General features: G+C 63.1%; 28 protein-coding genes. 22 read left to right on the forward strand and 6 right to left on the reverse strand.

The window, feature by feature from the left end; translation table 11 throughout:
• The first annotated feature begins 26 nt into the window (after window positions 1–26).
• From cheY to ACX17K_RS13360, 7 genes are read left to right on the forward strand one after another with little or no spacing between them, the layout of a single operon-like run.
• Window positions 27–422, forward strand: coding sequence for a chemotaxis response regulator CheY (cheY, locus tag ACX17K_RS13330; RefSeq protein WP_021478560.1), 396 nt, complete (start codon window positions 27–29; stop codon window positions 420–422).
• A gap of 50 nt (window positions 423–472) precedes the next feature.
• The gene (cheZ, locus tag ACX17K_RS13335; protein ID WP_493775167.1) at window positions 473–1,231 is read left to right on the forward strand and encodes a protein phosphatase CheZ; all 759 of its coding nucleotides are present in this window, start codon (window positions 473–475) and stop codon (window positions 1,229–1,231) included.
• 42 nt (window positions 1,232–1,273) lie between these two features.
• Window positions 1,274–3,187 (forward strand): chemotaxis protein CheA, encoded by a 1,914-nt coding sequence (locus ACX17K_RS13340; RefSeq protein WP_493775168.1) that lies wholly within the window; start codon window positions 1,274–1,276, stop codon window positions 3,185–3,187.
• A 16-nt stretch (window positions 3,188–3,203) separates the two neighbouring features.
• Window positions 3,204–4,427: an EAL and HDOD domain-containing protein gene (locus ACX17K_RS13345; RefSeq protein WP_493775169.1), complete on the forward strand. Its 1,224-nt coding sequence runs from the start codon at window positions 3,204–3,206 to the stop codon at window positions 4,425–4,427.
• A 31-nt stretch (window positions 4,428–4,458) separates the two neighbouring features.
• Window positions 4,459–5,130, forward strand: coding sequence for a tRNA (adenosine(37)-N6)-threonylcarbamoyltransferase complex dimerization subunit type 1 TsaB (gene tsaB, locus ACX17K_RS13350; protein ID WP_493775170.1), 672 nt, complete (start codon window positions 4,459–4,461; stop codon window positions 5,128–5,130).
• Window positions 5,127–5,570: a ribosomal protein S18-alanine N-acetyltransferase gene (rimI, locus tag ACX17K_RS13355; protein ID WP_493775171.1), complete on the forward strand. Its 444-nt coding sequence runs from the start codon at window positions 5,127–5,129 to the stop codon at window positions 5,568–5,570. Before tsaB ends, rimI begins: the two co-directional genes overlap by 4 nt.
• Window positions 5,567–6,448, forward strand: a complete 882-nt coding sequence (locus ACX17K_RS13360) for a uracil-DNA glycosylase (protein WP_493775172.1) — start codon at window positions 5,567–5,569, stop codon at window positions 6,446–6,448. The genes rimI and ACX17K_RS13360 overlap by 4 nt, the downstream gene beginning before the upstream one ends.
• A 139-nt stretch (window positions 6,449–6,587) precedes the next feature.
• Here ACX17K_RS13360 and rpmG read toward each other — a convergent pair whose 3' ends face one another.
• Both rpmG and rpmB read right to left on the reverse strand, forming a co-directional pair.
• On the reverse strand, window positions 6,588–6,743 hold the full coding sequence (rpmG, locus tag ACX17K_RS13365; protein ID WP_017506994.1) for a 50S ribosomal protein L33: 156 nt from the start codon (window positions 6,741–6,743) through the stop codon (window positions 6,588–6,590).
• A gap of 34 nt (window positions 6,744–6,777) precedes the next feature.
• Window positions 6,778–7,011 (reverse strand): 50S ribosomal protein L28, encoded by a 234-nt coding sequence (gene rpmB, locus ACX17K_RS13370; RefSeq protein ID WP_011137003.1) that lies wholly within the window; start codon window positions 7,009–7,011, stop codon window positions 6,778–6,780.
• Between the two features lie 280 nt (window positions 7,012–7,291).
• On the opposite strand from rpmB, the gene pyrG reads away from it, so the two are divergent.
• The 4 genes from pyrG to ACX17K_RS13390 all read left to right on the forward strand — a co-directional run bounded on the left by pyrG (window position 7,292) and on the right by ACX17K_RS13390 (window position 12,515).
• The gene (gene pyrG, locus ACX17K_RS13375) at window positions 7,292–8,932 is read left to right on the forward strand and encodes a CTP synthase (RefSeq protein WP_231152305.1); all 1,641 of its coding nucleotides are present in this window, start codon (window positions 7,292–7,294) and stop codon (window positions 8,930–8,932) included.
• Between the two features lie 156 nt (window positions 8,933–9,088).
• A complete protein-coding gene (gene eno, locus ACX17K_RS13380) occupies window positions 9,089–10,372 on the forward strand; it encodes a phosphopyruvate hydratase (protein WP_021477761.1) in 1,284 nt (427 codons plus the stop codon).
• A 4-nt stretch (window positions 10,373–10,376) separates the two neighbouring features.
• Window positions 10,377–10,679, forward strand: a complete 303-nt coding sequence (ftsB, locus tag ACX17K_RS13385) for a cell division protein FtsB (RefSeq protein WP_493775173.1) — start codon at window positions 10,377–10,379, stop codon at window positions 10,677–10,679.
• A gap of 63 nt (window positions 10,680–10,742) precedes the next feature.
• Complete coding sequence (locus ACX17K_RS13390) at window positions 10,743–12,515, forward strand: GGDEF domain-containing protein (protein WP_493775174.1); 1,773 nt, start codon at window positions 10,743–10,745, stop codon at window positions 12,513–12,515.
• Window positions 12,516–12,581: 66 nt separating this feature from the next.
• Here ACX17K_RS13390 and ACX17K_RS13395 read toward each other — a convergent pair whose 3' ends face one another.
• On the reverse strand, window positions 12,582–12,875 hold the full coding sequence (locus tag ACX17K_RS13395; protein ID WP_493775231.1) for an RnfH family protein: 294 nt from the start codon (window positions 12,873–12,875) through the stop codon (window positions 12,582–12,584).
• Window position 12,876: 1 nt separating this feature from the next.
• On the reverse strand, window positions 12,877–13,314 hold the full coding sequence (locus ACX17K_RS13400) for a type II toxin-antitoxin system RatA family toxin (protein ID WP_493775175.1): 438 nt from the start codon (window positions 13,312–13,314) through the stop codon (window positions 12,877–12,879).
• A 177-nt stretch (window positions 13,315–13,491) separates the two neighbouring features.
• On the opposite strand from ACX17K_RS13400, the gene smpB reads away from it, so the two are divergent.
• The 6 genes from smpB (at window position 13,492) to ACX17K_RS13430 (ending at window position 20,015) form a co-directional block, all read left to right on the forward strand.
• Window positions 13,492–13,968 (forward strand): SsrA-binding protein SmpB, encoded by a 477-nt coding sequence (smpB, locus tag ACX17K_RS13405; protein WP_268750400.1) that lies wholly within the window; start codon window positions 13,492–13,494, stop codon window positions 13,966–13,968.
• Entirely contained in the window at window positions 13,965–14,318 is a 354-nt protein-coding gene (locus tag ACX17K_RS13410) for a hypothetical protein (protein WP_046157163.1), read from the forward strand. Before smpB ends, ACX17K_RS13410 begins: the two co-directional genes overlap by 4 nt.
• A gap of 72 nt (window positions 14,319–14,390) precedes the next feature.
• Window positions 14,391–15,974 carry a glutamine-hydrolyzing GMP synthase gene (guaA, locus tag ACX17K_RS13415; protein ID WP_493775232.1) on the forward strand — a complete coding sequence of 528 codons (1,584 nt, stop codon included), beginning with the start codon at window positions 14,391–14,393 and terminating at the stop codon, window positions 15,972–15,974.
• 301 nt (window positions 15,975–16,275) lie between these two features.
• A complete protein-coding gene (locus ACX17K_RS13420; protein ID WP_493775176.1) occupies window positions 16,276–17,766 on the forward strand; it encodes a 3-hydroxybutyrate oligomer hydrolase family protein in 1,491 nt (496 codons plus the stop codon).
• 21 nt (window positions 17,767–17,787) lie between these two features.
• Window positions 17,788–18,705 carry a hypothetical protein gene (locus tag ACX17K_RS13425; RefSeq protein WP_493775177.1) on the forward strand — a complete coding sequence of 306 codons (918 nt, stop codon included), beginning with the start codon at window positions 17,788–17,790 and terminating at the stop codon, window positions 18,703–18,705.
• Window positions 18,706–18,707: 2 nt separating this feature from the next.
• Window positions 18,708–20,015 (forward strand): sensor domain-containing diguanylate cyclase, encoded by a 1,308-nt coding sequence (locus ACX17K_RS13430; RefSeq protein WP_493775178.1) that lies wholly within the window; start codon window positions 18,708–18,710, stop codon window positions 20,013–20,015.
• A gap of 42 nt (window positions 20,016–20,057) precedes the next feature.
• On the opposite strand, the gene ACX17K_RS13435 is transcribed toward ACX17K_RS13430, so the two are convergent.
• Window positions 20,058–21,557 (reverse strand): MFS transporter, encoded by a 1,500-nt coding sequence (locus ACX17K_RS13435; protein ID WP_493775179.1) that lies wholly within the window; start codon window positions 21,555–21,557, stop codon window positions 20,058–20,060.
• Window positions 21,558–21,697: 140 nt separating this feature from the next.
• On the opposite strand from ACX17K_RS13435, the gene ACX17K_RS13440 reads away from it, so the two are divergent.
• From ACX17K_RS13440 to ACX17K_RS13460, 5 genes are all read left to right on the forward strand, one after another.
• Entirely contained in the window at window positions 21,698–22,639 is a 942-nt protein-coding gene (locus ACX17K_RS13440) for a LysR family transcriptional regulator (RefSeq protein WP_493775180.1), read from the forward strand.
• A gap of 132 nt (window positions 22,640–22,771) precedes the next feature.
• On the forward strand, window positions 22,772–24,076 hold the full coding sequence (locus ACX17K_RS13445; RefSeq protein WP_493775181.1) for an MFS transporter: 1,305 nt from the start codon (window positions 22,772–22,774) through the stop codon (window positions 24,074–24,076).
• A 117-nt stretch (window positions 24,077–24,193) separates the two neighbouring features.
• Entirely contained in the window at window positions 24,194–24,508 is a 315-nt protein-coding gene (locus ACX17K_RS13450) for an ElaB/YgaM/YqjD family protein (RefSeq protein ID WP_021477747.1), read from the forward strand.
• A 5-nt stretch (window positions 24,509–24,513) separates the two neighbouring features.
• Complete coding sequence (locus ACX17K_RS13455) at window positions 24,514–24,906, forward strand: phage holin family protein (protein WP_493775182.1); 393 nt, start codon at window positions 24,514–24,516, stop codon at window positions 24,904–24,906.
• On the forward strand, window positions 24,903–25,172 hold the full coding sequence (locus ACX17K_RS13460) for a hypothetical protein (RefSeq protein WP_343479634.1): 270 nt from the start codon (window positions 24,903–24,905) through the stop codon (window positions 25,170–25,172). Before ACX17K_RS13455 ends, ACX17K_RS13460 begins: the two co-directional genes overlap by 4 nt.
• A 19-nt stretch (window positions 25,173–25,191) precedes the next feature.
• On the opposite strand, the gene ACX17K_RS13465 is transcribed toward ACX17K_RS13460, so the two are convergent.
• Window positions 25,192–26,037 carry a hypothetical protein gene (locus ACX17K_RS13465; RefSeq protein WP_493775183.1) on the reverse strand — a complete coding sequence of 282 codons (846 nt, stop codon included), beginning with the start codon at window positions 26,035–26,037 and terminating at the stop codon, window positions 25,192–25,194.
• Between the last annotated feature and the right edge of the window lie 50 nt (window positions 26,038–26,087).

Below are 26,087 nucleotides of genomic sequence, written 5' to 3' on the forward strand. Positions count from 1 at the left end.
ACATAGATAATTCAGGATATACCTCGATGTCAGACAAGAATATGCGATTCCTGGTCGTGGACGACTTCTCCACCATGCGCAGAATCGTCCGCAACCTGCTGAAAGAGTTGGGTTTTACCAACGTCGACGAGGCCGAAGACGGCCAGGTCGCGCTGCATAAGCTGAAAACCCAAAGCTTCGACTTCGTCGTCTCCGACTGGAACATGCCCAACATGACGGGCATCGAGCTCCTCAAAGCAGTGCGGGCGGACCCCCAACTGAAGCATCTGCCGTTCATGATGATCACCGCCGAGGCCAAAAGAGAAAACATCATCGAGGCGGCCATGGCTGGTGCCAGCGGCTACATCGTAAAACCGTTCACCGCGGCCACCATGGAAGAGAAGATGAGCAAAATCTTCCAGAACATGAACAAGCCAGCCTGAGCGTCAGCATCGCACAAAGCTGCCCGCATTTGCATTGAGGAGGATTGAACGTGCCGGACCATATTATGGAGAACGGAGACTCGCCGGAACTGGAGGCGCTGTTCGACAGCATCGCCCAACAGCAAGATAGCGAGCCCGAGCCGTCTGCCGCCGCCGCACCTGCGGGCGAAGAGGCTGGCGCCAAATTGTTCTCAAGCGAGACCAGTCCTTCGACAATGTATGAACATATCGGACAGATGACCCGCAAGATGCACGACGCCCTGCGCGATCTGGGCTACGACAAGTCGCTGGAAAAAGTAGCTGAAACCATTCCCGACGCGAAGGACCGCCTGGCCTACATCGCCACGCTGACCGAAAACTCGGCAGAACGCGTGCTGAACGCTACCGATATCGCCAAGCCATTCCAGGACACGCTGGAAAGCCAGGCTACGGCGCTGAGCGAGCGCTGGGAAAAACTGTTCGCCAATCTGCTGAGCATTGAAGAATTCAAGAATCTGGCAGCGGAAACCCAGCAATATCTGAAAGACGTGCCCAATCAAACCCAGGCTACCAATGCCCAATTGCTTGAAATCGTCATGGCTCAGGATTTTCAGGATCTGACGGGTCAAGTGATCAAGAAAATGATGGGCATGGTCAAAATCCTGGAAACCGAGTTGGTCAGCTTCCTGATCGAGTTCTCCCCCGATGAAAAGAAGGGAGAGCTGAATACCAGCCTGCTCAACGGCCCGGTCATCAATCCGGAAGGCAGGACCGATGTGGTAAACAGCCAGCAGCAAGTGGACGACCTGCTGGAAAGCCTGGGCTTCTAAAGCAACGCAAGCAAGACAACGCAGAACGCGTGGGGTGGAAAAATGAGCGAATTTGGCGGCATGGAAGAGTTGCTAGGTGACTTCCTGATGGAGTCTACCGACCTCCTGTCCGATGTGGACAACAAGCTGGTCGAACTTGAAAAGCGCCCGGAAGACAAGGCTCTGCTCAATGACATCTTCCGCGGCTTCCATACCATCAAGGGCGGCGCAGGTTTCCTCAACGTCATTCCGATGGTGAATTTGTGCCACCGCACGGAAAACCTGTTCGACAAGTTGCGCAACGGAGAAATGCACATCACGTCGGAAGTGATGGATGTGATTCTCGACGCCACCGGCATTGTCCGCGACATGTTCGGCACGCTGGGCCAAGGCTTGATGCCCGGCGACGCGGACGCCCGCGTGCTCGCCGCGCTTGACGCCGCGCTGGCCGGCCAACCGCTCGCGGCGGAAGCCCCGGCCGAACCCGCCGCCGTCGCGCCCCCTGCCGCTGCCGCCCCGGCCGCTGCGCCCCCCGCCGGCAACGGTCCCGACTGGAATCAACTGTATCAGGCCGTGGCTCCAGCCTCCGCCGCTCCTGCAGCGGCACCCGCTGCCCCGGCGCCTGCCGCCGCCCCGGCCGCCCCGGCCGCCCCGGCCGCCCCGGCCGCAGCGGCTCCGGCGCCCGCAGCCCAGCCGCCTGCGGTCGCAAAACCCGCGCCCAAGCCCGCCCCCGCCAAAACCGGCGGCGGCCCGGCCGCCAGCGGCCCGCAGGAAAACACCATCCGCATCGATACCGTGCGCCTGGACATGGTGCTGAACCTGTCCGGCGAAATCGGCCTGACCAAAAACCGCCTGACCACGCTGCGCACTGAGATTTTGCAAGGCAACCGCGACACCAACACGCTGCGCTCGCTGGACGAAGCCATCAGCCAGCTGGACCTTCTGGTCGGAGACCTGCAGAACGCGGTGATGAAGACCCGCATGCAGCCGATCGGCCGCCTATTCCAGAAATACCCGCGCTTGGCGCGCGACTTGGCCCGCCAACTGGGCAAAGAGGTAGAGCTGGTGTTGTCCGGCGAGGAAACCGAGCTCGACAAGACCATGATCGAGGATCTGAATGATCCGCTGGTCCACTTGGTCCGCAACGCGGTCGACCATGGCATCGAATCGCCGGAAGACCGCATCGCCTCCGGCAAAAAGCCGCAAGCTCTGGTTCAACTGACCGCAGAACAAGTGGGCGACCACATCCTGATCGAGATCACCGACGACGGCAAGGGCATGAACCCGGACGCGTTGCGCCGCAAGGCAATCGAGAAGGGGCTGATCGATCAGGAGACCGCCAACACCCTGGACGAGAAGCAGTGCCTGCAGCTGATATTCCTGCCCGGCTTCTCCACCAAGGACCAGATTTCCAGCGTATCCGGCCGCGGCGTCGGCATGGACGTGGTCCGCACCAACATCCAGAAACTGAATGGCCGGATCGACATCAGCTCGGCGGCGGGCGAAGGCACCCGCATCAGCATCTCGCTGCCGCTGACGCTGGCCATCCTGCCCGTGCTGGTGGTCCGCGCCTGCAACCAGCCGTTCGCCGTGCCGCTGGCGATGGTTCGCGAAATCATCACCATCGACGGCAATGCGATCCAGGAAGTGTCGGGCAAGCCCACCATCGTGGTGCGCGACGAAATCCTGCCGTTGAAAACGCTGGCCAGCCTGCTGAGCTGGGAGCCCACCCAGAAACCTTACTTCGGCGTGCTAATGCAGTCCGCGGAAAAATCCTTCATTCTGGCAATCGACTCTTTTGTCGGCCGTGACGACGTGGTGATCAAGCCGTTGCAGAATATCCGCCCGAAAGGCGTGGCCGGCGCCACCCTGTCCGGCGACGGCTCCGTCGTGCTGGTGCTCGACATGGAAGATCTTCTCGCCTCCAGCGAGAACAACAATACCCAGGCGCGGACGACGGATATGATTGCCACCTAAAACACAGGGTGCAGTGATGACCACCAACACCGCCTTCATCGGAAGGCAGCCGGTACTGAACCGCAACCAGCAGCTCATAGGTTATGAGCTGCTTTTTCGTCCCAACGGGGATGCCGTCGGCGTCGGCCGCCACACAGAGCTCCAGGCCGACACCGACGTGCTGGTCAACACGCTCAACAATATGGGCACCAGCTGGCTGATCGGCAACAAGCTGGCCTTCATCAACGTCGGCGAAGCCATGCTCAATAGCGACTTTCTGGAGCTGCTGCCGCCTCGCCGCATCATTCTGGATCTGTCGCCCCGCATCGTTCCCAGCAATGAGCTGCTGTCCCGCGCGCGCCATCTGCGCTCGATGGGCTTCGGCATCGCGCTGGACGATTTCAGCTTCGAATCCCCGGCCGCCGCTTTTCTGGAGCTCGCCAACTACGTCAAGCTGGATATTCAGAGCCAGGACACCACCCGCTTCCAGATGCTGGCCGCGCGCCTGCGCAGCTATCCGCTGATCCGCATCGCCGAACGAGTGGAAACCCACGCCCAGTTCCATCTGTGCAAAGAGCTGGGCATGGACGGCTTTCAAGGCTATTACTTCGCCCGTCCCGAAACGCTGGCGGCGAAAGTGATCCATCCCGCCTTCAGCAACACGCTGGAGCTGCTGAACCTGCTGCGCATAGACGCCGACATCCGCGACATCGAACAGGTGCTCAAACGCGACGTCGCGCTATCCTACAAGCTGCTGCGCTATGTCAACTCCGCCGCCGCCGGCCTCAATACCACGATCAGCTCCTTTTCTCATGCCGTGACCGTTCTGGGTTACCAGAAGCTCTACCGCTGGCTGACCTTGCTGCTGGTGACCGCCTCCGACGACAACAACGCCCCGCCAGCCCTGCAAAAGACCGCCATCACCCGCGGCCGCTTCATGGAGCTGCTGGGCGTCGAGCTGGGCGAGCGCCACGACGTCAACGACAACCTATTCATCGTCGGCCTGTTCAGCTTGCTGGACGTGCTGTTCGACATGCCGATGGACAAGATCATCGAGCACCTGCAGCTTCCGCTTCAAGTCATGGACGCCCTGCTTCACGAGCGCGGCGCGATCAGCCTCTACCTTAAGCTGGCCCGCGCCTGCGAGGACGGGGAACTGGACGGCGTGCCGCAATTATGCGACCAGCTGGGCCTGTCCAGCGAACAGCTGAACCAGGCCCACATCTCCGCGCTCGCCTGGGTCGAGGAACTGGGCTTATAATTCCCAGCCTTGCAAGGTTGCATCAAGCCCAATGAAACTGTTAGCCCTAGACACCTCCACCACCTATCTTTCCCTGGCGCTGAGCCTGGAAACGGAAACGCTGGTCTTCCACGAATGCGTCGCGCAAAAGCACGCCGAGCGCACGCTGCCGGAGGTGTCGCGCCTGCTCGCCGAAGCCGGCGTCGCGCTGTCGTCGCTGGACGGCATCGTATTCGGACAGGGTCCGGGCTCGTTCACCGGCCTGCGCATCGCCTGCGGCGTCGCCCAGGGCCTGGCCTACTCCGCCGACCTGTCCGTCACCGCCATCCCCACGCTGGACAATCTGGCCTGGCAGGCCGGCGAAGGACTGGTGCAGGTCTGCTTCGACGCCCGCATGCAGCAGGTATACAGCGCGCTCTACCGCGTCGGATCTGACTGGGAGCGGCTCAGCCCGATCGCTGTCGTCTCGCCCGAAGACGTGTCGCTGCCCGAAAACGTCGCCATGCTTGCCGGCGACGGCTTCGACAACTACCCCCAGCTGCTGGCCGACGCCCGGGAGCGCCTGCCGCTGTCGCCCCATCCCCGCCCCCACGCCGCCGCCTATATCCGGCTGGCGGAAAGCGGCCGCTACCCCGCCCGCCATCCGCGCGAGGCCGAGCTGCTCTACGTGCGCAACAAGGTGGCGCTGACTTCGATCGAACAACAGCAGGCGCGCAACCGATGAATACGGTCCGCCTCTTCCGCCCCACGGATCCGCAGCAGCTGGCCGACCTGGAACAACAGGCGACGCCGCACCCGTGGCGAGTCGGCCTGTACCGGGACAGCCTGGCCGCCGGCTACCCCTGCTACGGCCTGTTCGGCGACGACGGCTCGCTGATGGGCTTCGCGCTGATCATGCGCGTGCTGGACGAGGCGGAAATCCTCAACATCGTCATCGCCAAAGAACACCAGGGCCGAGGCTTTGGACTGCAACTGATGCAGTCCATGCTGCAGAATCTGCGCGACGATTGCTGCCACAGGCTGTTTCTGGAGGTACGGGAAAGCAATGCGCCGGCCCGCAAGCTCTACCAGCGCTGCGGCTTCCGCCAGTGCGGGCTGCGCAAGAACTACTACCCCGTCAGCGGCGGCCGCGAGCACGCGATCCTGATGGAGGCATCGCTATGAGCCGCGCCAGCCTGCAGCAACAGGAAATGGGCCTGGGACCGGCCTGGCAACCCCGCGCAGGATGGTTCGAGCAGCACCCGGCGCAACTGCTGCGCCAGTCGCTGCAAACAGACGCCGCACAAACCGAGCCACCCGCCATGGCCATGGCAGCGGTCCCGTCCGAATCCCTTCCGGCACACCGCGCAGAATTGATTGCGCCGCCGGCAGCGCCGCAGATCGCAGCGCAGGCTCCCGCTCCGGCGTCCACCATCCCGAAGTCCGTCGAACCCACGCCCACCGCCGAGCCGCTGCGCGCCGAGGTGAGCGCCGAACTCGCCCTGGTGGACTGGCCCCTGCTGCAACGCAAAGTGGCCGACTGCCAGGAGTGCCGCCTGTGCGAAACCCGCACACAGACGGTATTCGGCCGCGGCAATCCCCAGGCGCGCTGGATGCTGATAGGCGAAGCGCCGGGTGAGAACGAAGACCGCCAGGGCCTGCCCTTCGTCGGCCGCGCAGGCCAGCTGCTGGACAACATGCTATCCGCGGCCGGGCTGGACCGTGACCAGGACGTCTATATCGCCAACGTGCTCAAATGCCGCCCGCCGGGCAACCGCAATCCAGCCCCGGACGAAATCGCCGCTTGCAACGGCTATTTGCTGCAACAGATCCGTCATATCCAGCCGACGCTGATCATCGCGCTGGGCCGGTTCGCCGCCCAGACGCTGCTGGAAACCGAGGACTCCATCGGCCGGTTGCGCGGCAAGACGCATCGTTACCAGGGCGTGCCGCTGGTGGTCAGCTACCACCCCGCCTACCTGCTGCGCAACCAGCCGGACAAGGCCAAGGCCTGGCAGGATCTGCTGTTGGCGAGAAAAATCTTCCGCCAGGCCGAATCCTGACAAAACCCGCTGCCCAATGAAAAAAGCCAGTCGCATGACTGGCTTTTTTCGCGCACTGCCGGCAAAACCGCCGGCTGGACAAACAAAAAACCCTTCTCCGTGCACCAGAGAAGGGCTCTTTACCAACCAGAAAACCAGCTTATTTCAGCTTGGTTTCCTTGTACAGAACGTGCTTGCGGGCGACGGGATCAAACTTCTTGATCTCCATCTTTTCCGGCATGGTGCGCTTGTTCTTGGTGGTGGTGTAGAAGTGGCCGGTACCAGCAGTGGATTCCAGCTTGATCTTATCGCGCATGATGTATACCTCAGTGCTTTATCTGGTTGACCGCTTAGATCTCGCCGCGAGCGCGCAGATCAGCCAGCACTACATCAATGCCCACCTTGTCGATGGTACGCAGTGCAGCGTTGGATACGCGCAGGCGCACCCAGCGGTTTTCGCTTTCCACCCAGAACTTGCGATATTGCAGGTTCGGCAGGAAACGACGTTTAGTCTTGTTATTGGCGTGGGAAACGTTGTTCCCGGTCATCGGACGCTTGCCGGTGACTTTGCAAACACGCGCCATGGTTAAACTCCCAAAACCGGTAAAAGCTGGCTTTATAACATATAAAAAGCCAGTAATTCAAGCGGAACGAGCACCCGACGCGTTGACGGGCGCTCTCTCATAATGAAACAGTCGGCGGGCATTGTAACGGATTCACCACAGCCGCGCGAGCTTTATCGCCGTGTGTCTATAGTGAGTGTTGCATTCTGCGCCGACCGAGGGCGGCAACAAGATGCAGCAAGTGATTCAACTTCGTTCGATTTCAGGGTAAAATCCCGGATTCCCACAGAGCCGTAATCTCATGACCAAGTACATCTTCGTAACCGGTGGCGTGGTGTCCTCCCTGGGCAAGGGCATTGCCGCTGCGTCCATCGCCGCGATCCTCGAATCCCGCGGGCTGAAAGTCACCATGCTGAAGCTCGACCCCTACATCAATGTCGACCCGGGCACCATGAGCCCCTTCCAGCACGGCGAAGTGTTCGTCACCGAAGACGGCGCGGAAACCGACCTCGACCTCGGCCATTACGAACGCTTCATCCACGCCAAGATGAAGAAGAGCAACAACTTCACCACTGGCCAGGTGTACGAATCGGTCATCACCAAGGAACGCCGCGGCGACTACCTGGGCGGCACCGTCCAGGTGATCCCGCACATCACCGACGAAATCAAGCTGAAGATGGGCGAAGGCGCGGCTGACGCCGACGTCGCCATCGTCGAGATCGGCGGCACCGTGGGCGACATCGAATCGCTGCCCTTCCTGGAAGCCATCCGCCAGATGCGCTCCAACCACGGCCGCAAGAACACGCTGTACGTGCATCTGTCCTACGTGCCCTACATCGCCACCGCCGGCGAAATCAAGACCAAGCCTACCCAGCACTCGGTGAAAGAGCTGCGCGAGATCGGCATCCAGCCGGATATCCTGCTGTGCCGGATGGACCGCGAGCTGCCGGAAGACGAAAAACGCAAGATCGCGCTGTTCTGCAATGTGGAAGAGAACGCGGTGATCGGCTGCTACGACTCCGACTCCATCTACAAAGTGCCGGCCATGCTGCACGGCCAAGGCATCGACGACATCATCGCCGAACAGCTGCAACTGGATCTGCCCAAGGCCGACCTGTCCGCCTGGGAAGGCATCATCGACGCGATCGAAAAGCCTGACCACGCGATCAAGATCGCAATGGTGGGCAAGTATGTGGACCTGACCGAGTCGTACAAGTCGCTGACCGAAGCGCTGAAGCATGCCGGCATCCACACCCGCACCAAGGTCGACATCATCTACGTCGACTCGGAAGAGATCGAGCGCGACGGCGCCGAATCGCTGCGCGACATGGACGCCATCCTGGTCCCGGGCGGCTTCGGCAAGCGCGGCGTGGAAGGCAAGATCAAGGCGGTGAAGTTCGCCCGCGAGAACGACATCCCCTACCTGGGCATCTGCCTGGGCATGCAGATCGCGCTGATCGAATACGCGCGCGACGTGGCCGGCATGGCCGGCGCCAACTCCACCGAGTTCGACCTCGACACCAACTTCCCGGTGGTGGCGCTGATCGACGAGTGGGTGAACCACGACGGCAAGATCGAAAAACGCGACGAGAACTCCAATATGGGCGGCACCATGCGCCTGGGCGGCCAGCAGTGCGACCTGGTTGACGGCTCCCTGGCCGCGCGCGTGTACGGCAGCGCCGAAATCACCGAGCGCCACCGCCACCGCTACGAGGTCAACAACTACTACATCCAGCGCCTGGAACAGGCTGGCCTGACCATCAGCGGCCGCTCCGCCGGCCATGAAAAGCTGGTCGAGACCATCGAGCTGACGGGCCACCGCTGGTTCTTCGCCTGTCAGTTCCACCCGGAATTCACCTCCACTCCGCGTGACGGCCACCCGCTGTTCATCGCCTACGTGAAGGCCGCGCTGGCTCACCAGGCCGACAAGCAAGCCAACTGATTGGCAGTTGCTGACCACGCTCAATGCGCCGGACGAGCGTGCGCGGCACAATCCCAAGCTGAGCGCTCGCTGTAATACACAGCTGGTAATGTCCGCCCGATCCGTCGGGCGGGCCGCCCTCTGCAAGTTCAACTGAAAGCTATGAAGGGAAAGACAATGAGTTCGATCGTTGACGTGGTAGCTCGCGAAATCCTGGACTCCCGCGGCAATCCGACCGTGGAAGCGGACGTGCTGCTGGAATCCGGCGTCATGGGCCGCGCGGCGGTGCCGTCCGGCGCCTCCACCGGCACCCGGGAAGCCCTGGAACTGCGCGATGGCGACAAGAGCCGCTACCTGGGCAAGGGCGTGCTGAAGGCCGTTGACAACATCAACACCGAGATTTGCGAAGCCATCATCGGCCTGGACGCCTCCGACCAGACCTTCATCGACAAAACCCTGATCGAACTCGACGGCACCGAGACCAAGTCCCGCCTCGGCGCCAACGCCATGCTGGCCGTCTCCATGGCCGTGGCCCGCGCCGCCGCCGAAGACGCCGGCCTGCCGCTGTACCGCTACCTGGGCGGCGCCGGCCCGATGGCGCTGCCGGTGCCGATGATGAACGTCATCAACGGCGGCGAACACGCCAACAACACCCTGGATATCCAGGAATTCATGATCATCCCGGTGGGCGCGCAAACCTTCCGCGAAGCGCTGCGCATGGGCGCCGAGATCTTCCATCATCTGAAGAAGATCTGCGACCGCCACGGCTACGCCACCACCGTCGGCGACGAAGGCGGCTTCGCCCCGAACCTGGAAAGCCACGAAGACGCGATCAAGCTGATCCTGGAAGCCGTCGACGCGGCAGGCTACGTGGCCGGCCAGGACGTGATGATCGCGCTGGACTGCGCAGCTTCGGAATTCTTCCGCGACGGCAAGTACCATCTCACCGCGGAAAAACTGTCGCTGAGCTCGGAAGAGTTCGCCGACTACCTGGAAAACCTGGCTGACAAGTACCCGATCATCTCGATCGAAGACGGCATGGCGGAACAGGACTGGGCTGGCTGGAAACTGCTGACCGAACGCCTGGGCCAGACAGTGCAGATCGTCGGCGACGACGTATTCGTCACCAACCCCAAAATCCTGGCGGACGGCATCGCCAAGGGCGTAGCCAACTCGCTGCTGGTGAAGGTGAACCAGATCGGCACGCTGTCGGAAACCCTGAAAGCAGTTGATCTGGCCAAGCGTTCCCGCTATACCTGCGTTATGAGCCACCGCTCCGGCGAAACCGAGGACAGCACCATTGCCGACCTCGCAGTCGCCACCAACTGCATGCAGATCAAGACCGGCTCGCTGTCGCGCTCGGACCGCATGGCCAAGTACAACCAACTGCTGCGCATCGAGGAAGAACTGGGCGACGCCGCCCACTACCCCGGCCGTGCCGCTTTTTACCATCTGAAGTAATTGCATGCGCTGGCTGACCGTGACCCTGGTAACCGTGATCCTCGCCCTGCAATGGCCGCTTTGGTTCGGCAAGGGCAGTTGGCTCAGGGTCTGGCAGCTGGACAAGCAGCTGCAGGAACAACGGGCGACCACCCAAAAGCTGGTCGCCCGCAACGCCGCCCTGGATGCAGAAGTACGCGATCTGAAACAAGGCAGTGACGCGATCGAGGAAAGAGCTAGGAACGAACTTGGCATGATTCGCAACGGCGAGGTGTTTTTCCAGTTGCTGGACCCCAGCAAGTCGCCCTCTCCGGCGAACCGTCGATAACGTACACTCACCCACTGACGACCGATGATGGCAGGCCGCCTTAAAAGCACCAAGGTTTGGGCAATGACGACACAGAATCCCATCGAAGTGGCAAGAGAAACCCTGAAGCAGCTGTCCATGCGCAAGCTGCTTCCGACACCTGAAAACTTCGAGCGGGTCTACCATGAGTTGACGCAAACCCCCATCGGGCGCGACAACAAACTGGCCGTGTTGCTGTTGCGGGCTCTGGAAACGCTGCCCCAGGACAATGTCCAGGCCAAGGTCACCCTGACCCGCCTGCGCCAGGTGCTGGATGAAAACCGCTGGGAGCAAGCGCCCCAGCTGATCATCGATTTCCTGCGCGGCATCTTCTCCGCGCAACAGCTGACGCAAAGCTGGGGCCAGCTGATCCAGACCCTGGTCAAGAGCTGGGATCTGCGCCAGCCCGACCTCCCCCAGCATCACAAGCAAAGCACGCTGGAGCGGGTGCTGATCAATTACGGCAACCAGCCCGAAGAACTCAATCAGAAACTGGTCGCCCTGCTGCAAAACTGGAACGCCGCGCCGTCCAGCCGAGACCTTCCCCCGCCAGACCCCCAGCCCTCGCAGGATGGCAACGAGCAGCCCGCCGAGACCACAAGCAGCTGGCAAGCATGGCAACGCACGCTGTCCTTCGCGCTCAAGCATGGCCTGGAGCCACGCCTGGCCGACTACCCCGATCTGGTGGACGGCCTGGAGACGCTGCTGCAGGAGCTGGACGGCATCGCCGACGACGCCAGCCTGAACGTATTCATGCCCAAGCTCAGGGCATTCATGATCAAGCTGGAACTGCAATCCCAGCAGGAGGGGCGCCTGGCCACCGGCCTCGCCAACCTGCTCAAGCTGATGCTGGACAACGTCGCCGAGCTGAATCGCTCCGACGAATATCTGCTCGGCCAAGTCGGTTCGCTGCAGGAAATCCTGTCGCACGAGCCGCTGTCGATGCAGCAGATCTACCAGCTGGAAACCAGCCTGAAAGAGGTGATCCGCAAGCAGGGCATGCTGAAAACCTCGCTGGACGAAGCCGCGAGTTCGCTGCGGGCCTTGCTGGACCGCTTCGTCAGCCGGCTGGCGATGATGACCGACAGCACCGACGAATTCCACGGCAAGATCCAGGCCCACAGCGAGAAGCTGAAACAGATGCCCGATGTCGACGAACTGAGCGGCATCATCGGCTCGCTGATGGAGGACACATCCATCATGCAGCTGGATCTGACCCGCTCCCGCGACGAGCTGGTCTCCGCCAAGGAGCAGGTGGAAGCGGCCGAGCACCGCATCAGCGAGCTGGAAACCGCGCTGGAGGCCGCCAGCGCCAAGGTGAAGGAAGACCAGTTGACCGGCGCCTACAACCGCCGCGGCCTGGCCGAGTACTTCCAGCGCGAAATCGGCCGCGCCGAACGCACCGCCGCGCCGCTGTCGGTCGCGCTGATCGACGTCGACAACTTCAAGCAATTGAACGACCGCTACGGCCATCTGGCCGGCGACGACGCGCTGAAATATCTGGTGGACACCATCAAGCTCACCTTGCGTCCTGCAGACATCGTCGCCCGCTTCGGCGGCGAGGAATTCGTGATCCTGATGCCGGATACGCCGGAAACCGAAGCGGTGCAAGCCGTGCAGCGGCTGCAGCGCGAGCTGACCAAAACCTTCTTCCTGGCCAACAACGACAAGCTCTTGATCACCTTCAGCGCCGGCGTCGCCCGCTGGCACCTGGGCGAGCAGGAGGCCGACGTGCTGGAACGCGCCGACCACGCGATGTACCAGGCCAAGATCAACGGCAAGAACCGCGTCTGTTCGGCCGAGGACATGCCAGGCTGACCAACCGCTGGCCAATAAAAAAAGGATGGCGTCCAGGCCATCCTTTTTTATTTCCGTCCGCCGGGCTCAACCGCCCTTCTTCATCTTCTTGCCCGCCTCGGCGCGCTGCCTGCGCACCTCTTTGGGATCGGCCAGCAACGGTCGGTAAACCTCCACCCGATCATTCTCGCGCAAGACGGCATCAGGCTTGACGGCCTTGCCGAACACGCCCAGCTTCAGCGCCGCCTCGTCCAGCTCCGTGCACGCCTCCAAGATGCCTGACGCGCGCACCGCATCCAACGCGGACGTCCCGGCCGGCACGCTCACCGCCACCAGCCATTGCCGATCCGGCCTGGCATAAGCCACTTCCACGCTCAGCATCTCAGTCATCGCCGTAGATCCTGTCCGCTTCCTTGATGAAGGCATCCACCAAGGTGCCGGAAATATGGCCGAACACCGGCCCGATCAGCTTTTCCAGAATGCGGCTGGAGAACTGGTAGCGCAGGCTGAACTCGATCTTGCAACCGAACTCCCCAAGCGGCTTGAAGCGCCACACGCCTTCCAGCGATTCGAACGGCCCATCCACCAGCTCCATCCGAATCGATTCGTTCTCGGCGTTATGGTTGCGGGTGGTGAAGTGCTGGCGCACCTTCAGGTAATCGATATGCAGGCTGGCCACCACCTGGCCGCCATCGCGCGACAGCACCTCGGCCTTGCCGCACCAGGGAAGGAAACGGCTGTAGTGTTCGATATCGTCCACCAGCGCGTACATCTGCGCCGGGGTATGCGCCACCAGGACGCTCTTTTCGACAAGCTGCATCGGCAAAAACCCGGCGCGGCCGGGGTCTCGAAACTGACAATCAAGCCGCAATTCTAGCAAAAAGCGCCTACTGCCGCCCGTCCGGGCTTCACGACGCGCCCGCGGCCAAGTCCTTTCACATCAAGCCACTGAAAAGACACGATTTTGGTTGCGGCCCGGCTTCTGATACAATGCCGGATTCAAAGGAACCCGCCACACATGAGCATCATCCAGAACCGCAAGGCTTTCCACGACTACTTCATCGAGGAAAAACTCGAGGCCGGGCTTGTGCTGGAAGGGTGGGAAGTCAAGGCCATCCGCGCCGGCCGCGTCCAGTTGAAGGAAAGCTACGTCGACTGGAAAAACGGCGCCTTCTGGCTGATCGGCTGCCACATCACTCCGCTGCAATCCGCCTCCACCCACGTCAACCCGGACCCGGTGCGTCCGCGCAAGCTGCTGATGTCGCAAGAACAGATCAACCGCTTCATCGGCAAGGTGGAACGCGCCGGCTACACCATGATGGCGCTGGATCTGCACTACGCCAAAGGCAATGTGAAGGCCGAAGTCGGCCTGGCCAAAGGCAAGAAGCTGCATGACAAGCGCGACACCGAAAAAGACCGCGAATGGCAGCGCGAGAAGCAGCGCGTGATGAAGAATCAGCGAGGCGCGGCATGATGAAGCGCGGCGCCGCCCTGCCCATCGCCCTGATCTGCGTCGGCAGCGTATGGCTGCTGAAAAGCACCGCCCTGCTGCCCAACACCTCCACCCTGCTCGCCCTGCTGCTGTTCGCGGCGGGCGTGTTGCTATTCGCGCTGGACGGTTTCAACAAGTCCACGCTGGTCACCAGCCCGATGCTGGCCTATGCCGGCGCCAGCGTCTACGCGATAGACCAGCTCGGCCTGCGCGCCACCCACTTCGTGGCGCTGGGCATGGTGCTGATGGGCGTGTTGCTGCTGGCCGCCCGCAGCGACCGCGTGCCGGAGCGCTCGGAACCGCCGCGCCGGCTGCCGCCCAGCGAAGACTGAGCGCCCGGAAACCACGGAATTATTTTTAGCATTGACGATAATGGCCTTAACGGCCTGCATTACTTTTCAAGGATAGGCATGGACAAGATCCTCATTCTCGACTTCGGCTCCCAGGTCACCCAGCTGATCGCCCGCCGCGTACGCGAAGCTCACGTTTACTGTGAGCTTCATTCTTTCGACATGCCCATCGAAGAGATCAAGGCCTTCGCGCCCAAGGCCATCATCCTGTCCGGCGGCCCGAACTCGGTGTACGAATCCGACTACCAGGCCGACCCCAAGCTGTTCGAGCTGGGCGTGCCGGTGCTGGGCATCTGCTACGGCATGCAGTTCATGGCCCAGACCCTGGGCGGCAAGGTGGAAAGCGGCGACAAGCGCGAGTTCGGCTACGCCCAGATCAAGGCCCGCCACCACTCCAAGCTGCTGGAAGGCCTGCAAGACCAGATCGACGACGCCGGCAACGGCTTCCTCGACGTCTGGATGAGCCACGGCGACAAAGTCACCGCGCTGCCGGCCGGCTTCCAGGTGATCGCCGAAACCCCGTCCTGCCCGTACGCGGCGATGGCCGACGAGACCCGCGGCTTCTACGGCGTGCAGTTCCACCCGGAAGTCACCCACACCAAGCGCGGCACCGAGATGATCCACCGCTTCGTGCTGCACGTGGCCGGCTGCAAACCCAGCTGGACCATGCCCAACTACATCGACGAAGCGGTGAAGAAGATCCGCGACCAAGTCGGCGACGAAGAAGTCATCCTTGGCCTGTCCGGCGGCGTGGACTCCTCCGTGGCCGCCGCCCTGATCCATCGCGCCATCGGCGACCAACTGACCTGCGTCTTCGTCGACCACGGCCTGCTGCGCCTGAACGAAGGCAAGATGGTGATGGAAATGTTCGCCCAGAACCTGGGCGTCAAGGTGGTCCATGTGCAGGCCGAGGCCGACTTCATGACCAAGCTGGCCGGCGAGTCCGACCCGGAGAAGAAGCGCAAGATCATCGGCGCCGAATTCATCGAAGTCTTCGACCGCGAATCCGGCAAGCTGACCAACGCCAAGTGGCTGGCCCAGGGCACCATCTACCCGGACGTGATCGAATCGGCCGGCGCCAAGACCAAGAAGGCGCACACCATCAAGAGCCACCACAATGTGGGCGGCCTGCCGGAAGACATGAACCTGAAGCTGCTCGAGCCGCTGCGCGAGCTGTTCAAGGACGAAGTGCGCCAGCTGGGCGTGGCGCTCGGCCTGCCGCACGACATGGTCTACCGCCACCCCTTCCCGGGCCCGGGCCTGGGCGTGCGCATCCTCGGCGAAGTGAAGAAGGAATACGCCGACCTGCTGCGCCAGGCCGACGCCATCTTCATCGAAGAGCTGCGCAACACCGTGGACGAGAAGACCGGCAAGAACTGGTACGAGCTGACCAGCCAGGCCTTCGCCGTGTTCCTGCCGGTGAAATCCGTCGGCGTGATGGGCGACGGCCGCACTTACGATTACGTCGTCGCGCTGCGCGCCGTGGTGACCAGCGACTTCATGACCGCCCACTGGGCCGAGCTGCCGTACAGCCTGCTGGGCCGCGCGTCCAACCGCATCATCAACGAAGTGCGCGGCATCAACCGCGTGGTCTACGATGTGAGCGGCAAGCCGCCGGCGACGATTGAGTGGGAATGATCTGACGTCTGGCGCCTACAGGCGCCAAAACACACACAAGCCCGCATGATTGCGGGCTTTTTTGTTTTTCCGTTTGGCAATATCTGAATCGTCCCCGCTTCTCCAGACACGCTTGAGTCGGGGGAGACTGCGGTTTGCTCATGACGCCTCCTTGCAGGACCTGGCGTGAGGCTCGTGAGGCGTCTAGGAAAGGACAAACGATTCAGTTATTCTGCATCACCAATGGCATTGCGTGCCTGTTGGGTTGCCGAGCGATTACGGCCAAGCCGGCTACTGAAACATCAAACCAAGGAAACGAGTCATGTGGAAATCGACGGCCGCTGTCCTTGCCCTGCTGATCCTTTCTGGCGCGGCCGCTGCTGATGAGCGGAGCGCCTGCGAACGCCTGCTCCGGAAATTGGACTCGCAACTCGCCGACGCCAGTTGCGTCGAAAGCCCCGATCTGACAACCCGCAATCCCAACACCACTCCGGCCAACGACTCGCTGCCCGGCCTGCCGCACTTGGCGTTCATGCCGCAGGCCGACCGCGACATACTCGTGGCGGATGCCGCCAGCAGGCCGCCAATCAAGAAGGCGGTCCCCGGTGTGCAGATTCAGGCCCGCTTCGCCAAGGATCCGCTGGGGCAGGCGCGCTTCCTGCTGCGGCTGCCCAAGGACTGGAACGGCCGCCTTGTCGTGGCCGGCGCTTCCGGCGCTCGCAGCGAGTTCAACGGCGACTTCGTCTGGAGCGATTACGTGCTGCAGAAGGGCTATGCCTATGCGTCGCAAAACAAGGGCGTGCTCAGCGCGTACGCGAGCACAGCGGAGGATCCGCTGGCCTGCCGAACCGGCCCTCCGGATAAGCCAAGCTATGTCCATTACTACGACGACGATCCTGGCCAGGAATTCACCCGCTGGCGTGACTTCATGGTGATGGCCTCTGACTTGGCGCGCCGCGGCGTAGAGGCGCAGTATGGCCGCAAGCCGCGCTATACCTATGCGGTCGGCACGTCAAACGGCGGCTATCAAGTGCGCCGCGCGATCGAAACCGCGCCGGAATACTTCGACGGCGGCGTGGAGTGGGCAGGCACTTTCGTCGATCTCCGCGGGCCAAGCCTGCTGACTGACTTGCCCCCGGCGATCCTCAACTACCCCGACTATCTCGCCTCAGACTTCTCCCCGACGAGCACCGCCGCGTTGAACATCCTTGCGGCCGGCTATCCGCCCGATCTCGTCCAAGACACGGAAAACGGCCCGGTCTCGCTATGGAGCAAGCACGCCGACTCATTCTGGAAGCCCACGCAGTGCCAATGGCAAAAGCGCCTGGATCCTGGCTACGACACCTATGGCGCCGGGCCCGGCAGGTACAACTACTTGGCGCGGCTGTCCGCCTCGACGGTCGGAAACAATGTGGCGGCCATCGCCACCGACGGCAAGATCAAGCGTCCGCTGATCACGGTCGCCGGCACCATGGATGCGTTGCTGCCCATCGACCACCATGCGCGAGCCTATGCGCGGCAGGTTGCCGCGGAAGGCGGCGAGCACGCCCAAGCCTATCGGCTCTACGAAATCCAGAACGGCAATCACGTCGAGAGCTACGCCACCCTCTTCCCTCAGCTTGAGTTGATCGAGCCGCACGCGCAGCATGCCTTCGATCTGCTTGTCCGCTTTGTCGAACAGAAAACGCCGCTCCCGCCCGACCAGTGCGTCGCTCGCGGCGGGGCGATCAGCGATGCGCCAGCACAGCTGGGACACTGCCCGAATTTGCTGGAACCCATCGAGCCGGCCAGGAACCACAGGCGCGATCGCTAGTGTATTGAAAGGGATACGGAAATGTTGCAAGCCACCGTCGGGAAGATGAAGACCGCCTCTTCCTGGACGCTCGTTGGCGCAGGGATGGCGCTGTGCCATCTGATGATGAGCGCCAACGCTCGGGCCGACGACAACACCATCAGATGGCAAATGCCGGGCAATCCACCGGTCACCATCACCGACGGCCCCGACAAGGGCCAGGGCTACGCTGACGTGTTTCTGCGATATTTCATTGAGCGCACGCCCGAGTACAACAGCGTGATCGAACGCGCCAGCCTGGCGCGCGTCTCCGGCCTGATGAAGCAGGGCCAGCACGTTTGCCAGCCTAGCCTGCTCAAGACGATCGAGCGCGAAGCGTATATGGAATTCAGCAAGCCGGTCGAATTCGTGCTGCCGTATTACGTCGTTATGAGATCGGATCGGGCGGCCCGCCTGACCGCCTATCGCAATGCTGACGGGGCCATGGACATCGCCCGGCTGATGCATGACCTGTCATTGACTACCGTCCGCCAAGAGATGCGGGGCTACCCGCCTGTAGTTCTGTCAGCTTTCACGGCGGCGGCCGGACAAAAGAACATCCTTCAGACCAGTGCCGACGACGTAGCGCCTTTCAGCCAGTTGGCCAGCGGGTGGGTGGACTACATCATCGCCTATCCGGACGAGGTCTATTGGTTCGCCAGGCATTTGAAACTGCCCGCATCAGTCAAATTTGTTTACTTCCCCATCGCTGGCCACCCTCAATACACGCTCGGGTATGCGGCTTGCACCAAGGGACCGTGGGGACGAAAGATAGTCAAACGGGTCAATGAGATCGTTGCCAAGGCTGGCAAGCGTCCTCCGTGGATAGAGGCGGAAGCCCGTTTGCTTGATCCGGAAGCCGCCAAACGCTACGAGGAAGTCTACGCCCGCTATTCGCCGTTCCGCAGGCAGGCCAACTAAGCATGGATGCGAATCGCCAGGCCAGGGATAGCGCCCGATTGCGCAATTTCTTTTTGATTTTCATTGCGCCGCGCGGACTGGCGCTGCGCATGCTGATCTGGATCCTCTGCATCAGCACGACGGCGGCGCTGATCGCGACCTCGGTACAGTTGTTCTTCGACTACCGACGCGATGTGTCCGAACTCGAGCAGGGCATGCGCTACATCGAGCAGAGCCAGTTGCCAGGCCTTGCCGATGCGGCCTGGAACTTCAACGTCGCCGGCATGCAGGTGCAGCTCGACGGCATCGGTCATTCCCCCTGGGTCGCTGGCGCCACGATCCACTACGGCCCCAGCCAATCGGCCGTGCTGACGACCGGACAGGTTGATGCTGACGCGGAGAGGCGCTTCGAGTACGTCTTGCAACGCAACGGGGTGGTCGTTGGCAAGATCTACATTGCGCCCAATCTGCACACCCTCTATAGCCGCACCCTTGATCGCATTGGCATTGTGCTGGCGACGCAGAGCGGCAAGTCGCTGGTGACTTCGATCAGCATTCTCTTGCTGATCTCATGGATGATCACACGACATTTGACGCAGATGGCGGAGTTCGCCAAGTCCTTCGAACCCGGGAAGAGTTTCACTCCCTTTGTGCTGCGCCGGGGCCCGCGGGGGCCGCAGGATGAGCTGAGCGTGCTGGTCGACAGGCTCAACGATGCCTATGGCCGACTCCAAACGGCGCACGAATTCCAGGTGCGCCACAACGAGATTCTGAGCCAGGAGGTCGCGCAGCGAACAGCCGAGCTGCTCGAAGCTCATCGGCAGCTAGCCCAGTTGGCCATAACCGACAAGCTGACCGGCGCGGTCAACCGCCGGGGCCTGGACGAGGTTTTCAAGAGCGCCATGGCGCTGGCCGATCTGGATAGTCGCCCGCTTGCCGTGATCCTGGCCGACATCGACAAATTCAAGTCGGTCAACGACAGCCGCGGGCATCTGGTTGGGGACGCCCTGCTTCGGGAATTCACCGGCATCTTGAGCCGCGCGGTGCGAGCGACCGACACCGTGGGCCGTTGGGGTGGCGAAGAGTTCCTGATTCTTTGCCCTCAGACCACCCTGGAACAGGCCTTGCGCCTGGCCGAGCACTTGCGCGCCAGTGTGCAAGCGCACACCTTCGCCGAGATTGGCAGCAAGACCAGCAGCTTCGGCGTCGCGGTTCTGCGCGAGGGAGAAACAGCGGACGATCTGGTGCAGCGGGCAGATGAAGCCCTGTATCAGGCCAAGGAGGGCGGGCGCAACAGAGTCTGTGCGGAAGCCCCGGATATCGTCAGCTGAGCCTGAAGGAAATTCGGGGGGCGTTTTTCATTGCCCACTCCTCTAGGCCAAACGCGCCTTTCCGCTCCCGCGCCTCAATAAAGCCAGCACCATCAACGCCGACAACAGCGTCAAGGCGATCAATAGATGCAGCAATTGCTGGAAAGCCCAGTGATACGCTTGCGCCAGCTTGCCGATATCCGCCATCGGCAGCAAGGCGTGAGCCTGGGCCAGGTTGCCGGAGGCCAGCCGCTGCGCGGCGGCCATCGATGCGCCCAGACCAACGTCAGCCAGCGCCTTGGCGGTGAAACCGGCCATCAATGCGCCGATGGCCGCCAGCGCCATGCCCTCGCCCGCCACTCGCGTGGTGCTGAAGATGCCGCTGGCCATGCCGGCGCGCTCCTTCGGCACCACGCTGACCGACAAGCCATCCATCAGCCCCCAAGGCAGTCCGCTGCCGCTGCCGATCAATAGCAGCGCCAGCAGCATGAAAGACGAGCCTGCCGGGGCCTGGCTGAGGCAAGCCAGGCCAACCGCCGCAATCAGCAGGCCCGCTGCTGAAATAGATGCGGCGGAACGCCAGCGCGTCAGCCATACGGCCAGAGACGGCATCGCCAGCATCGGCGCCGACAGCGCCAGCATCCACAAGCCCGCCTCGGCCTCCCCTTGCCCATCGACGCCGATGAAGCGCAAGGGCAGCAGCACCAGCAATGCCACATAGCAGTAACTGGTGGCCAGCGGCAGGCATTGCACGCCGACAAAGGCGGGATAACGGAACAGCGACAGATCCAGCATCGGCCGCGCGACGCTCTGCTCGATCCAGATGAAAGCCAGCAGCAAGACCAACGAACCGGCCAGCAACGCCAGCACCGGCAGGCTGCGCCACCCCAGCTGCGGTCCCTGCAGCAGCGCCGTCGTGAACAAGGCCAGCATCGCTGTGAAGCTGGCTGCGCCAAGCCAGTCCAGCCCCGCCGCATCCGGATCGCGCGATTCGCGCATGCGCGGCAGCGCCAGCAACAGCGCCGCCGCGCCGATAGCCGCGCCGCAGGCGAAGATGGCGCGCCAGCTCAGCCATTGGATCAGGCAGCCGGACAACAGGGGGCCGAAGGCCAGTCCCAGGCCGAAAGTCGTGCCCAGCAGGCTGAAAGCGCGCGTCCTCGCCTCCCCCTCGTATTCCTGCGCCAATGCCGCCGAACCGCCGGCCATCGCCGCGGCGGCGGCCAGCCCCTGCGCGGCGCGCAAGCCATTCAGCCACCACAAGTCCGGCGCCAGGCTGATGGCCAGCGACGACGCCGCGAACAAGCCGATGCCGACGCCGAACAGGCGTTTGCGGCCATACTGATCGGCCAGCGCGCCGGCGGCCATCAGGCAGCTGCCGAAACTCAGCATGAAGGCGCTGGTCACCCAGCCCAGCGCCTGCGGACTGCCGCCCAAAGCCCGTCCGATAGCCGGCGTCGCCACCGCGCCGCCGACAAAACTCCACGGCAACGCCAGCGCGGCCAGACATACCGCCGCCAGCACCGACCATTTCCCGCCGTGCCATTCCATTTGCTTCCTTTGCATTCGCCTCTCCTTTACATCCAGCGCGCGGCCATCGCCAAGCGCGGTTTTTGATCCGGCAAATGATAGGCAGGGCAATTACATGGGAAAACAGGCACAATGTCATCTTATTAATGAAATTTTGTCAGTAAAGGAGGCGCGGCATGAACGGCATGGACAGCTTGAGCGGCCTGCTGGCCTTCGTCCGCGCGGCGGAGCTGGGCAGCTTCGTCGCCGCCGGCGAGCGCTTGGGCATTTCGGCCTCGGCCGTCAGCAAAAGCGTCAGCCGGCTGGAGGACAAGCTCTCGGCGCGGCTATTCCACCGCAGCACCCGCCGCATCCACCTGACTCAGGAAGGGCTGTTGCTGTTCGAACGCAGCCGCCGCATCCTGGCGGAACTGGACGAGGCCTCGGCGGAACTTGCGCATAGCGCCGCCGCGCCGCGCGGCCGCCTGAAAGTCAGCTTGCCGCTGATCGGCCACCGCATGCTGTCGCCGCTGCTGCCCGAATTCCATGCCCGTTATCCTGAAATCTCGCTGGAACTGGACTTCAGCGACCGCATGGTGGACCTGGTGGCGGAAGGCGTCGACGTGGCGGTGCGCAGCGGCGAACTGGACGACTCCAGGCTGCAGGCGCGGCTACTGGGGCCGTTCCGCTTCGCGCTGGTGGGCTCGCCCGCCTATTTCCGCCAACGCGGCGCGCCGCAGCGGCCAGACGACTTGCAGGCCCACCCCTGCCTGCGCTATCGCTTTCCCTACAACGGACAATTGCAGCCCTGGGTATTGCGCGCGCCTCCTGGATCGCCTCGGCCGAACGCCTTTCTCAGCTGCAACAGCATAGAAGCGCTGATCGCCGCCGCCTGCGACGGCCTGGGCATCGCCTGGCTGCCCGACTTCGCGATCCGCCGCGAATTGGCGGATGGCCGCCTGCAGACCGTGCTGGAAGATTGCGCGACGGAACAGGGCAAGTTCACCGCCGTCTGGCCCGCCAGCCGCCATCTGCCGCCCAAACAGCGGGTGTTCATCGACTTCATCGCGGAACACCTGCTGCCCGCCCTGCGGGATGAACCTGATTTTACTCGGACGAAAAATGCAAACAGAATATGATTATTCCCGCAGGATGCGATTCCCGCGCTAAACTGGCGGCCATGCGCGAACGAGCCTCCGGCCAAGGCCTGGCTCGCTCTTTACCATAGCGATGCCGCCGAACAGGCATCCCAAGCACTCCGTGATTGATCCATGACTGACTCCCGATCCACCCCGCTCACCCGCGCCGACTACCAGACCCTGGGCCTGGCCGCGCTGGGCGGCGCGCTGGAAATCTACGATTTCATCATCTTCGCCTTCTTCGCCACCACGCTGAGCAAACTGTTCTTCCCGCCCGACATGCCGGAATGGCTGAGGCTGCTGCAAACCTTCGGCATCTTCGCCACCGGTTATCTGGCTCGGCCGCTGGGCGGCATCCTGATGGCCCACTTCGCCGACCGCCTGGGCCGCAAACGCGTGTTCAGCCTGACCATCCTGATGATGGCCGGCCCCTGTCTGCTGATCGGCCTGATGCCCACTTATGCCGACATCGGCATCCTGGCGCCGCTATTGCTGTTGTCGCTGCGCATCCTGCAAGGCGCGGCGGTGGGCGGCGAAGTGCCCAGCGCCTGGTCCTTCGTCGCCGAACACGCGCCGCGCGGCCGCCGCGGCTACGCGCTGGGCGTGCTGCAGGCCGGCCTGACCTTCGGCTATCTGTTGGGCGCGCTGACCGCCACGCTGCTGGCGCGCGTGTTCACGCCGCAGGAAATGCTGGACTACGGCTGGCGCATCCCCTTCCTGCTGGGCGGGCCGTTCGGCCTGCTGGGCGTCTGGCTGCGGCGCTGGCTGAGCGAAACGCCGGTGTTCCTGTCGATGCGCGAGCGCCAGGACGAACGCGCCGCGTATCCGCTGGTCGATGTGCTGCGCCGTCACAAACACACCCTGCTGCCGGCAGCGGTGCTGACCTGCGTGCTCACTTCAGCGGTGGTGGTGCTGGTGGTGGTGACGCCCACCTTGCTGCAGCAACGCTTCGGCATGCACGCCGACCGCGCGTTCGCGCTCAGCAGCGTGGGCATCGTGTTTCTCAACATCGGCTGCGTGATCGCCGGCCACATATGCGACCGCATCGGCCAGCGCCGCAGCCTGATTCTCTACAGCCTGCTGCTGCCGGTAGGCATCGCCGCGCTGTACGCCGACCTGATCGCCGGCTGGGGCTGGCCGGGCCTCGCCTACGCCTTCGCCGGCCTGTGCTGCGGCATCGTCGGCGTGGTGCCGTCCATCATGGTGGCCATGTTCCCGGCCGAGGTCAGGGTATCCGGCATCTCCTTCACCTACAACGTCGCTTATTCAGTCTGGGCCAGCGCCACCCCGCTGCTGCTGATCGCCGCCATTCCGTGGAGCCCATGGATCTGCGTGTTCTACTGCGCGGCGATGGCGCTGACCGGACTGCTCTGCGTCCGCGCGGCCCAAAGCCCGCAGGAACCTTCGCTGGACGACGCGCTCTACCAACATGGGTAGACCGCCGCGCGGCGGTTTGACTCGGCCACGCCGGCCTGTTAGCTTGGACTTCGGCGCGGCGGGCCATGCCGCGTCGCGCCGGATCGCTTTATTTTCAATATTCGCCAGGAGGTAGTCATGTCCACCGCCGCTAGCGCCAAGGAAAAAGAGCAATTGCTGGATGATGTGCGCCAAGTGCTGAACAGCACCGAGGAATTGATCAACTCTACCGTCGATGATGGCAGCCAGCACGCCAAGGAGCTGCGCAAGCGCCTCTCCGACAAGCTGGGCACCGCCAAGGCCAAGCTGCGCGACGCCGAAGTCGCCGTGGTAGGCAAGGCCAAGGAAGCCGCCAAGGCCACCGACCAGTACGTCCACGACAATCCATGGAAATCGATCGGCATCGCCGCCGGCGTCGCCTTCCTGCTGGGCATGCTGGTCTCCCGTCGCTGAGCCCCATGTCCGATCCCGCCCAAGCCCCCCGCCCCGGCACCCTGCGCTCGTTCGCGGGCGGCTTGGCGTCGCTGTTCCTGACTCGCGCCGAGCTGCTGACGCTGGAAGCCCAGGAGCTGAAGGACGAGATCGTCGGCAATCTGCTGCAGGGCATGCTGGGCTTGGTTCTGCTGGGTTGCGGCCTGATCGCCGCCGTGCTGGCTCTGTGGGCCCTGACGCCGCAGGAGTGGCGGATCGCCGTCATGGCCGGCCTCGCCCTGCTGTTGTGCGGCGGCGGCATCGCGCTGCTGCTGGGCTTGCGCCGGCGCCTGAGGCGGCAATCCGCGCCGTTCTCAACCACTCTAGAGGAAATCCGGAAAGACTGGACAGCCTTGGGCCCTGGCGGGGAGCGCGCGTGACGCCGCAGGACCGGGAACTGAAGAAACAGCTGCTGGTGATGAAGGGCGAAGCCCTGCGCATCAAACTGAAGCTGGAGAAGGAAAGGCTGCTCCAGCCGATGCGGCTGGCCGGCTCAGGCTTCTCCTTGTGGCGCGAAGGCTGGTTCGGTTCGACGCTGGAAACGCTGGGCAAATTGTTGCCGAATCCGCGCCTGCGCCGCTGGCTGCAAGGCGGCGCCCGGCTATGGGTAGTCTGGCGGCTTGTCCGGCGCGCCTTCGCGCGCTGAAGCCCGCCACGTCCGAGACTCAGGCGGTCACATTGATGTTGCTGGCGACATCGCTGATGTTGACGTTCATCTGCTCCCCCATCGCCTCCGCCGCCTCGGGCCCGCCCTTGAGTATCTTGTCGACATCGCCCAGCGCCTTTTCCGCGCTCTGCACATCATCCTGCGTTTCCCGCTTGTCTTTCATCTGCTGCATCTGCTGCTTGATGAACTCCTTGACCATTTTCAGCGTCAACACCATTTCCTGAATATCCGGGTCCCCCACCCCCTGATTGCCCTTTCCGCCAGACTGCGAGCTCTGCTGCGCCGCGCGGGGATCGACGGCCTGGGCCTGGCTGTCGCCTCCAGGCTGGGCGCCACCGCCTTGCTCCTTCGCGCTCGCATCGCTTGCCTGGCTATCTGCCGCGCTCTGGCCGTTGCCTGTCTGCTGCGCCGATGCGGCGGTCCCGCTCGCGTCCGGCGCGGCAGCCGCAGTCGATGCCGCATCGGTCCCGGAGGATGCGTCCCCTCCCGCATCAGAAGATGTCGCCTCTCCGGCAGACGACGATGCCACGCCGCCCCCGCCCTCGACTCCGTCCGCGCCGCTCCCCGGCGATGCCGCATCGCCTGCCGCCTGATCGCCGCCGACACTCACCGTCATCTGGCTATCGGCCGCGTTCTGGCTCATGCTCGCCACCAAGTCCTTCAACTCCTTGGCCAAGCGAGCCAGCTCGGAAGCCAGCGCCCGCAAGCTGCCCTTGTCGTGCGACATCATCATCATCCGGCGCAGCCCCTCCACCCGCTGCTTGAGCACGGCTTTCTGCATGGCGTCGGCCTCGCTGCTCTGACGCTTCGCCGGGCGGTTCAGATCCACTTTCAGCTTCTGCATATAGTCCTGCAAACCCTGGTTCAACGATTTTTGCAGCTCGCTGCGCGGAT

It is taken from the genome of Chromobacterium sp. INPA-IVC (assembly GCF_059047085.1).

Coding starts and splice junctions, on each gene's coding strand:
- cheY (WP_021478560.1), top strand. CDS start 27: ATGTCAGACAAGAATATGCGATTCCTGGTCGTGGACGACTTCTCCACC.
- ACX17K_RS13340 (WP_493775168.1), top strand. CDS start 1,274: ATGAGCGAATTTGGCGGCATGGAAGAGTTGCTAGGTGACTTCCTGATG.
- ACX17K_RS13345 (WP_493775169.1), top strand. CDS start 3,204: ATGACCACCAACACCGCCTTCATCGGAAGGCAGCCGGTACTGAACCGC.
- tsaB (WP_493775170.1), top strand. CDS start 4,459: ATGAAACTGTTAGCCCTAGACACCTCCACCACCTATCTTTCCCTGGCG.
- rimI (WP_493775171.1), top strand. CDS start 5,127: ATGAATACGGTCCGCCTCTTCCGCCCCACGGATCCGCAGCAGCTGGCC.
- ACX17K_RS13360 (WP_493775172.1), top strand. CDS start 5,567: ATGAGCCGCGCCAGCCTGCAGCAACAGGAAATGGGCCTGGGACCGGCC.
- rpmG (WP_017506994.1), bottom strand. CDS start 6,743: ATGCGCGATAAGATCAAGCTGGAATCCACTGCTGGTACCGGCCACTTC.
- rpmB (WP_011137003.1), bottom strand. CDS start 7,011: ATGGCGCGTGTTTGCAAAGTCACCGGCAAGCGTCCGATGACCGGGAAC.
- pyrG (WP_231152305.1), top strand. CDS start 7,292: ATGACCAAGTACATCTTCGTAACCGGTGGCGTGGTGTCCTCCCTGGGC.
- eno (WP_021477761.1), top strand. CDS start 9,089: ATGAGTTCGATCGTTGACGTGGTAGCTCGCGAAATCCTGGACTCCCGC.
- ftsB (WP_493775173.1), top strand. CDS start 10,377: ATGCGCTGGCTGACCGTGACCCTGGTAACCGTGATCCTCGCCCTGCAA.
- ACX17K_RS13390 (WP_493775174.1), top strand. CDS start 10,743: ATGACGACACAGAATCCCATCGAAGTGGCAAGAGAAACCCTGAAGCAG.
- ACX17K_RS13395 (WP_493775231.1), bottom strand. CDS start 12,875: ATGCTGAGCGTGGAAGTGGCTTATGCCAGGCCGGATCGGCAATGGCTG.
- ACX17K_RS13400 (WP_493775175.1), bottom strand. CDS start 13,314: ATGCAGCTTGTCGAAAAGAGCGTCCTGGTGGCGCATACCCCGGCGCAG.
- ACX17K_RS13410 (WP_046157163.1), top strand. CDS start 13,965: ATGATGAAGCGCGGCGCCGCCCTGCCCATCGCCCTGATCTGCGTCGGC.
- ACX17K_RS13420 (WP_493775176.1), top strand. CDS start 16,276: ATGTGGAAATCGACGGCCGCTGTCCTTGCCCTGCTGATCCTTTCTGGC.
- ACX17K_RS13425 (WP_493775177.1), top strand. CDS start 17,788: ATGTTGCAAGCCACCGTCGGGAAGATGAAGACCGCCTCTTCCTGGACG.
- ACX17K_RS13430 (WP_493775178.1), top strand. CDS start 18,708: ATGGATGCGAATCGCCAGGCCAGGGATAGCGCCCGATTGCGCAATTTC.
- ACX17K_RS13435 (WP_493775179.1), bottom strand. CDS start 21,557: ATGCAAAGGAAGCAAATGGAATGGCACGGCGGGAAATGGTCGGTGCTG.
- ACX17K_RS13440 (WP_493775180.1), top strand. CDS start 21,698: ATGAACGGCATGGACAGCTTGAGCGGCCTGCTGGCCTTCGTCCGCGCG.
- ACX17K_RS13445 (WP_493775181.1), top strand. CDS start 22,772: ATGACTGACTCCCGATCCACCCCGCTCACCCGCGCCGACTACCAGACC.
- ACX17K_RS13450 (WP_021477747.1), top strand. CDS start 24,194: ATGTCCACCGCCGCTAGCGCCAAGGAAAAAGAGCAATTGCTGGATGAT.
- ACX17K_RS13455 (WP_493775182.1), top strand. CDS start 24,514: ATGTCCGATCCCGCCCAAGCCCCCCGCCCCGGCACCCTGCGCTCGTTC.
- ACX17K_RS13465 (WP_493775183.1), bottom strand. CDS start 26,037: ATGCAGAAGCTGAAAGTGGATCTGAACCGCCCGGCGAAGCGTCAGAGC.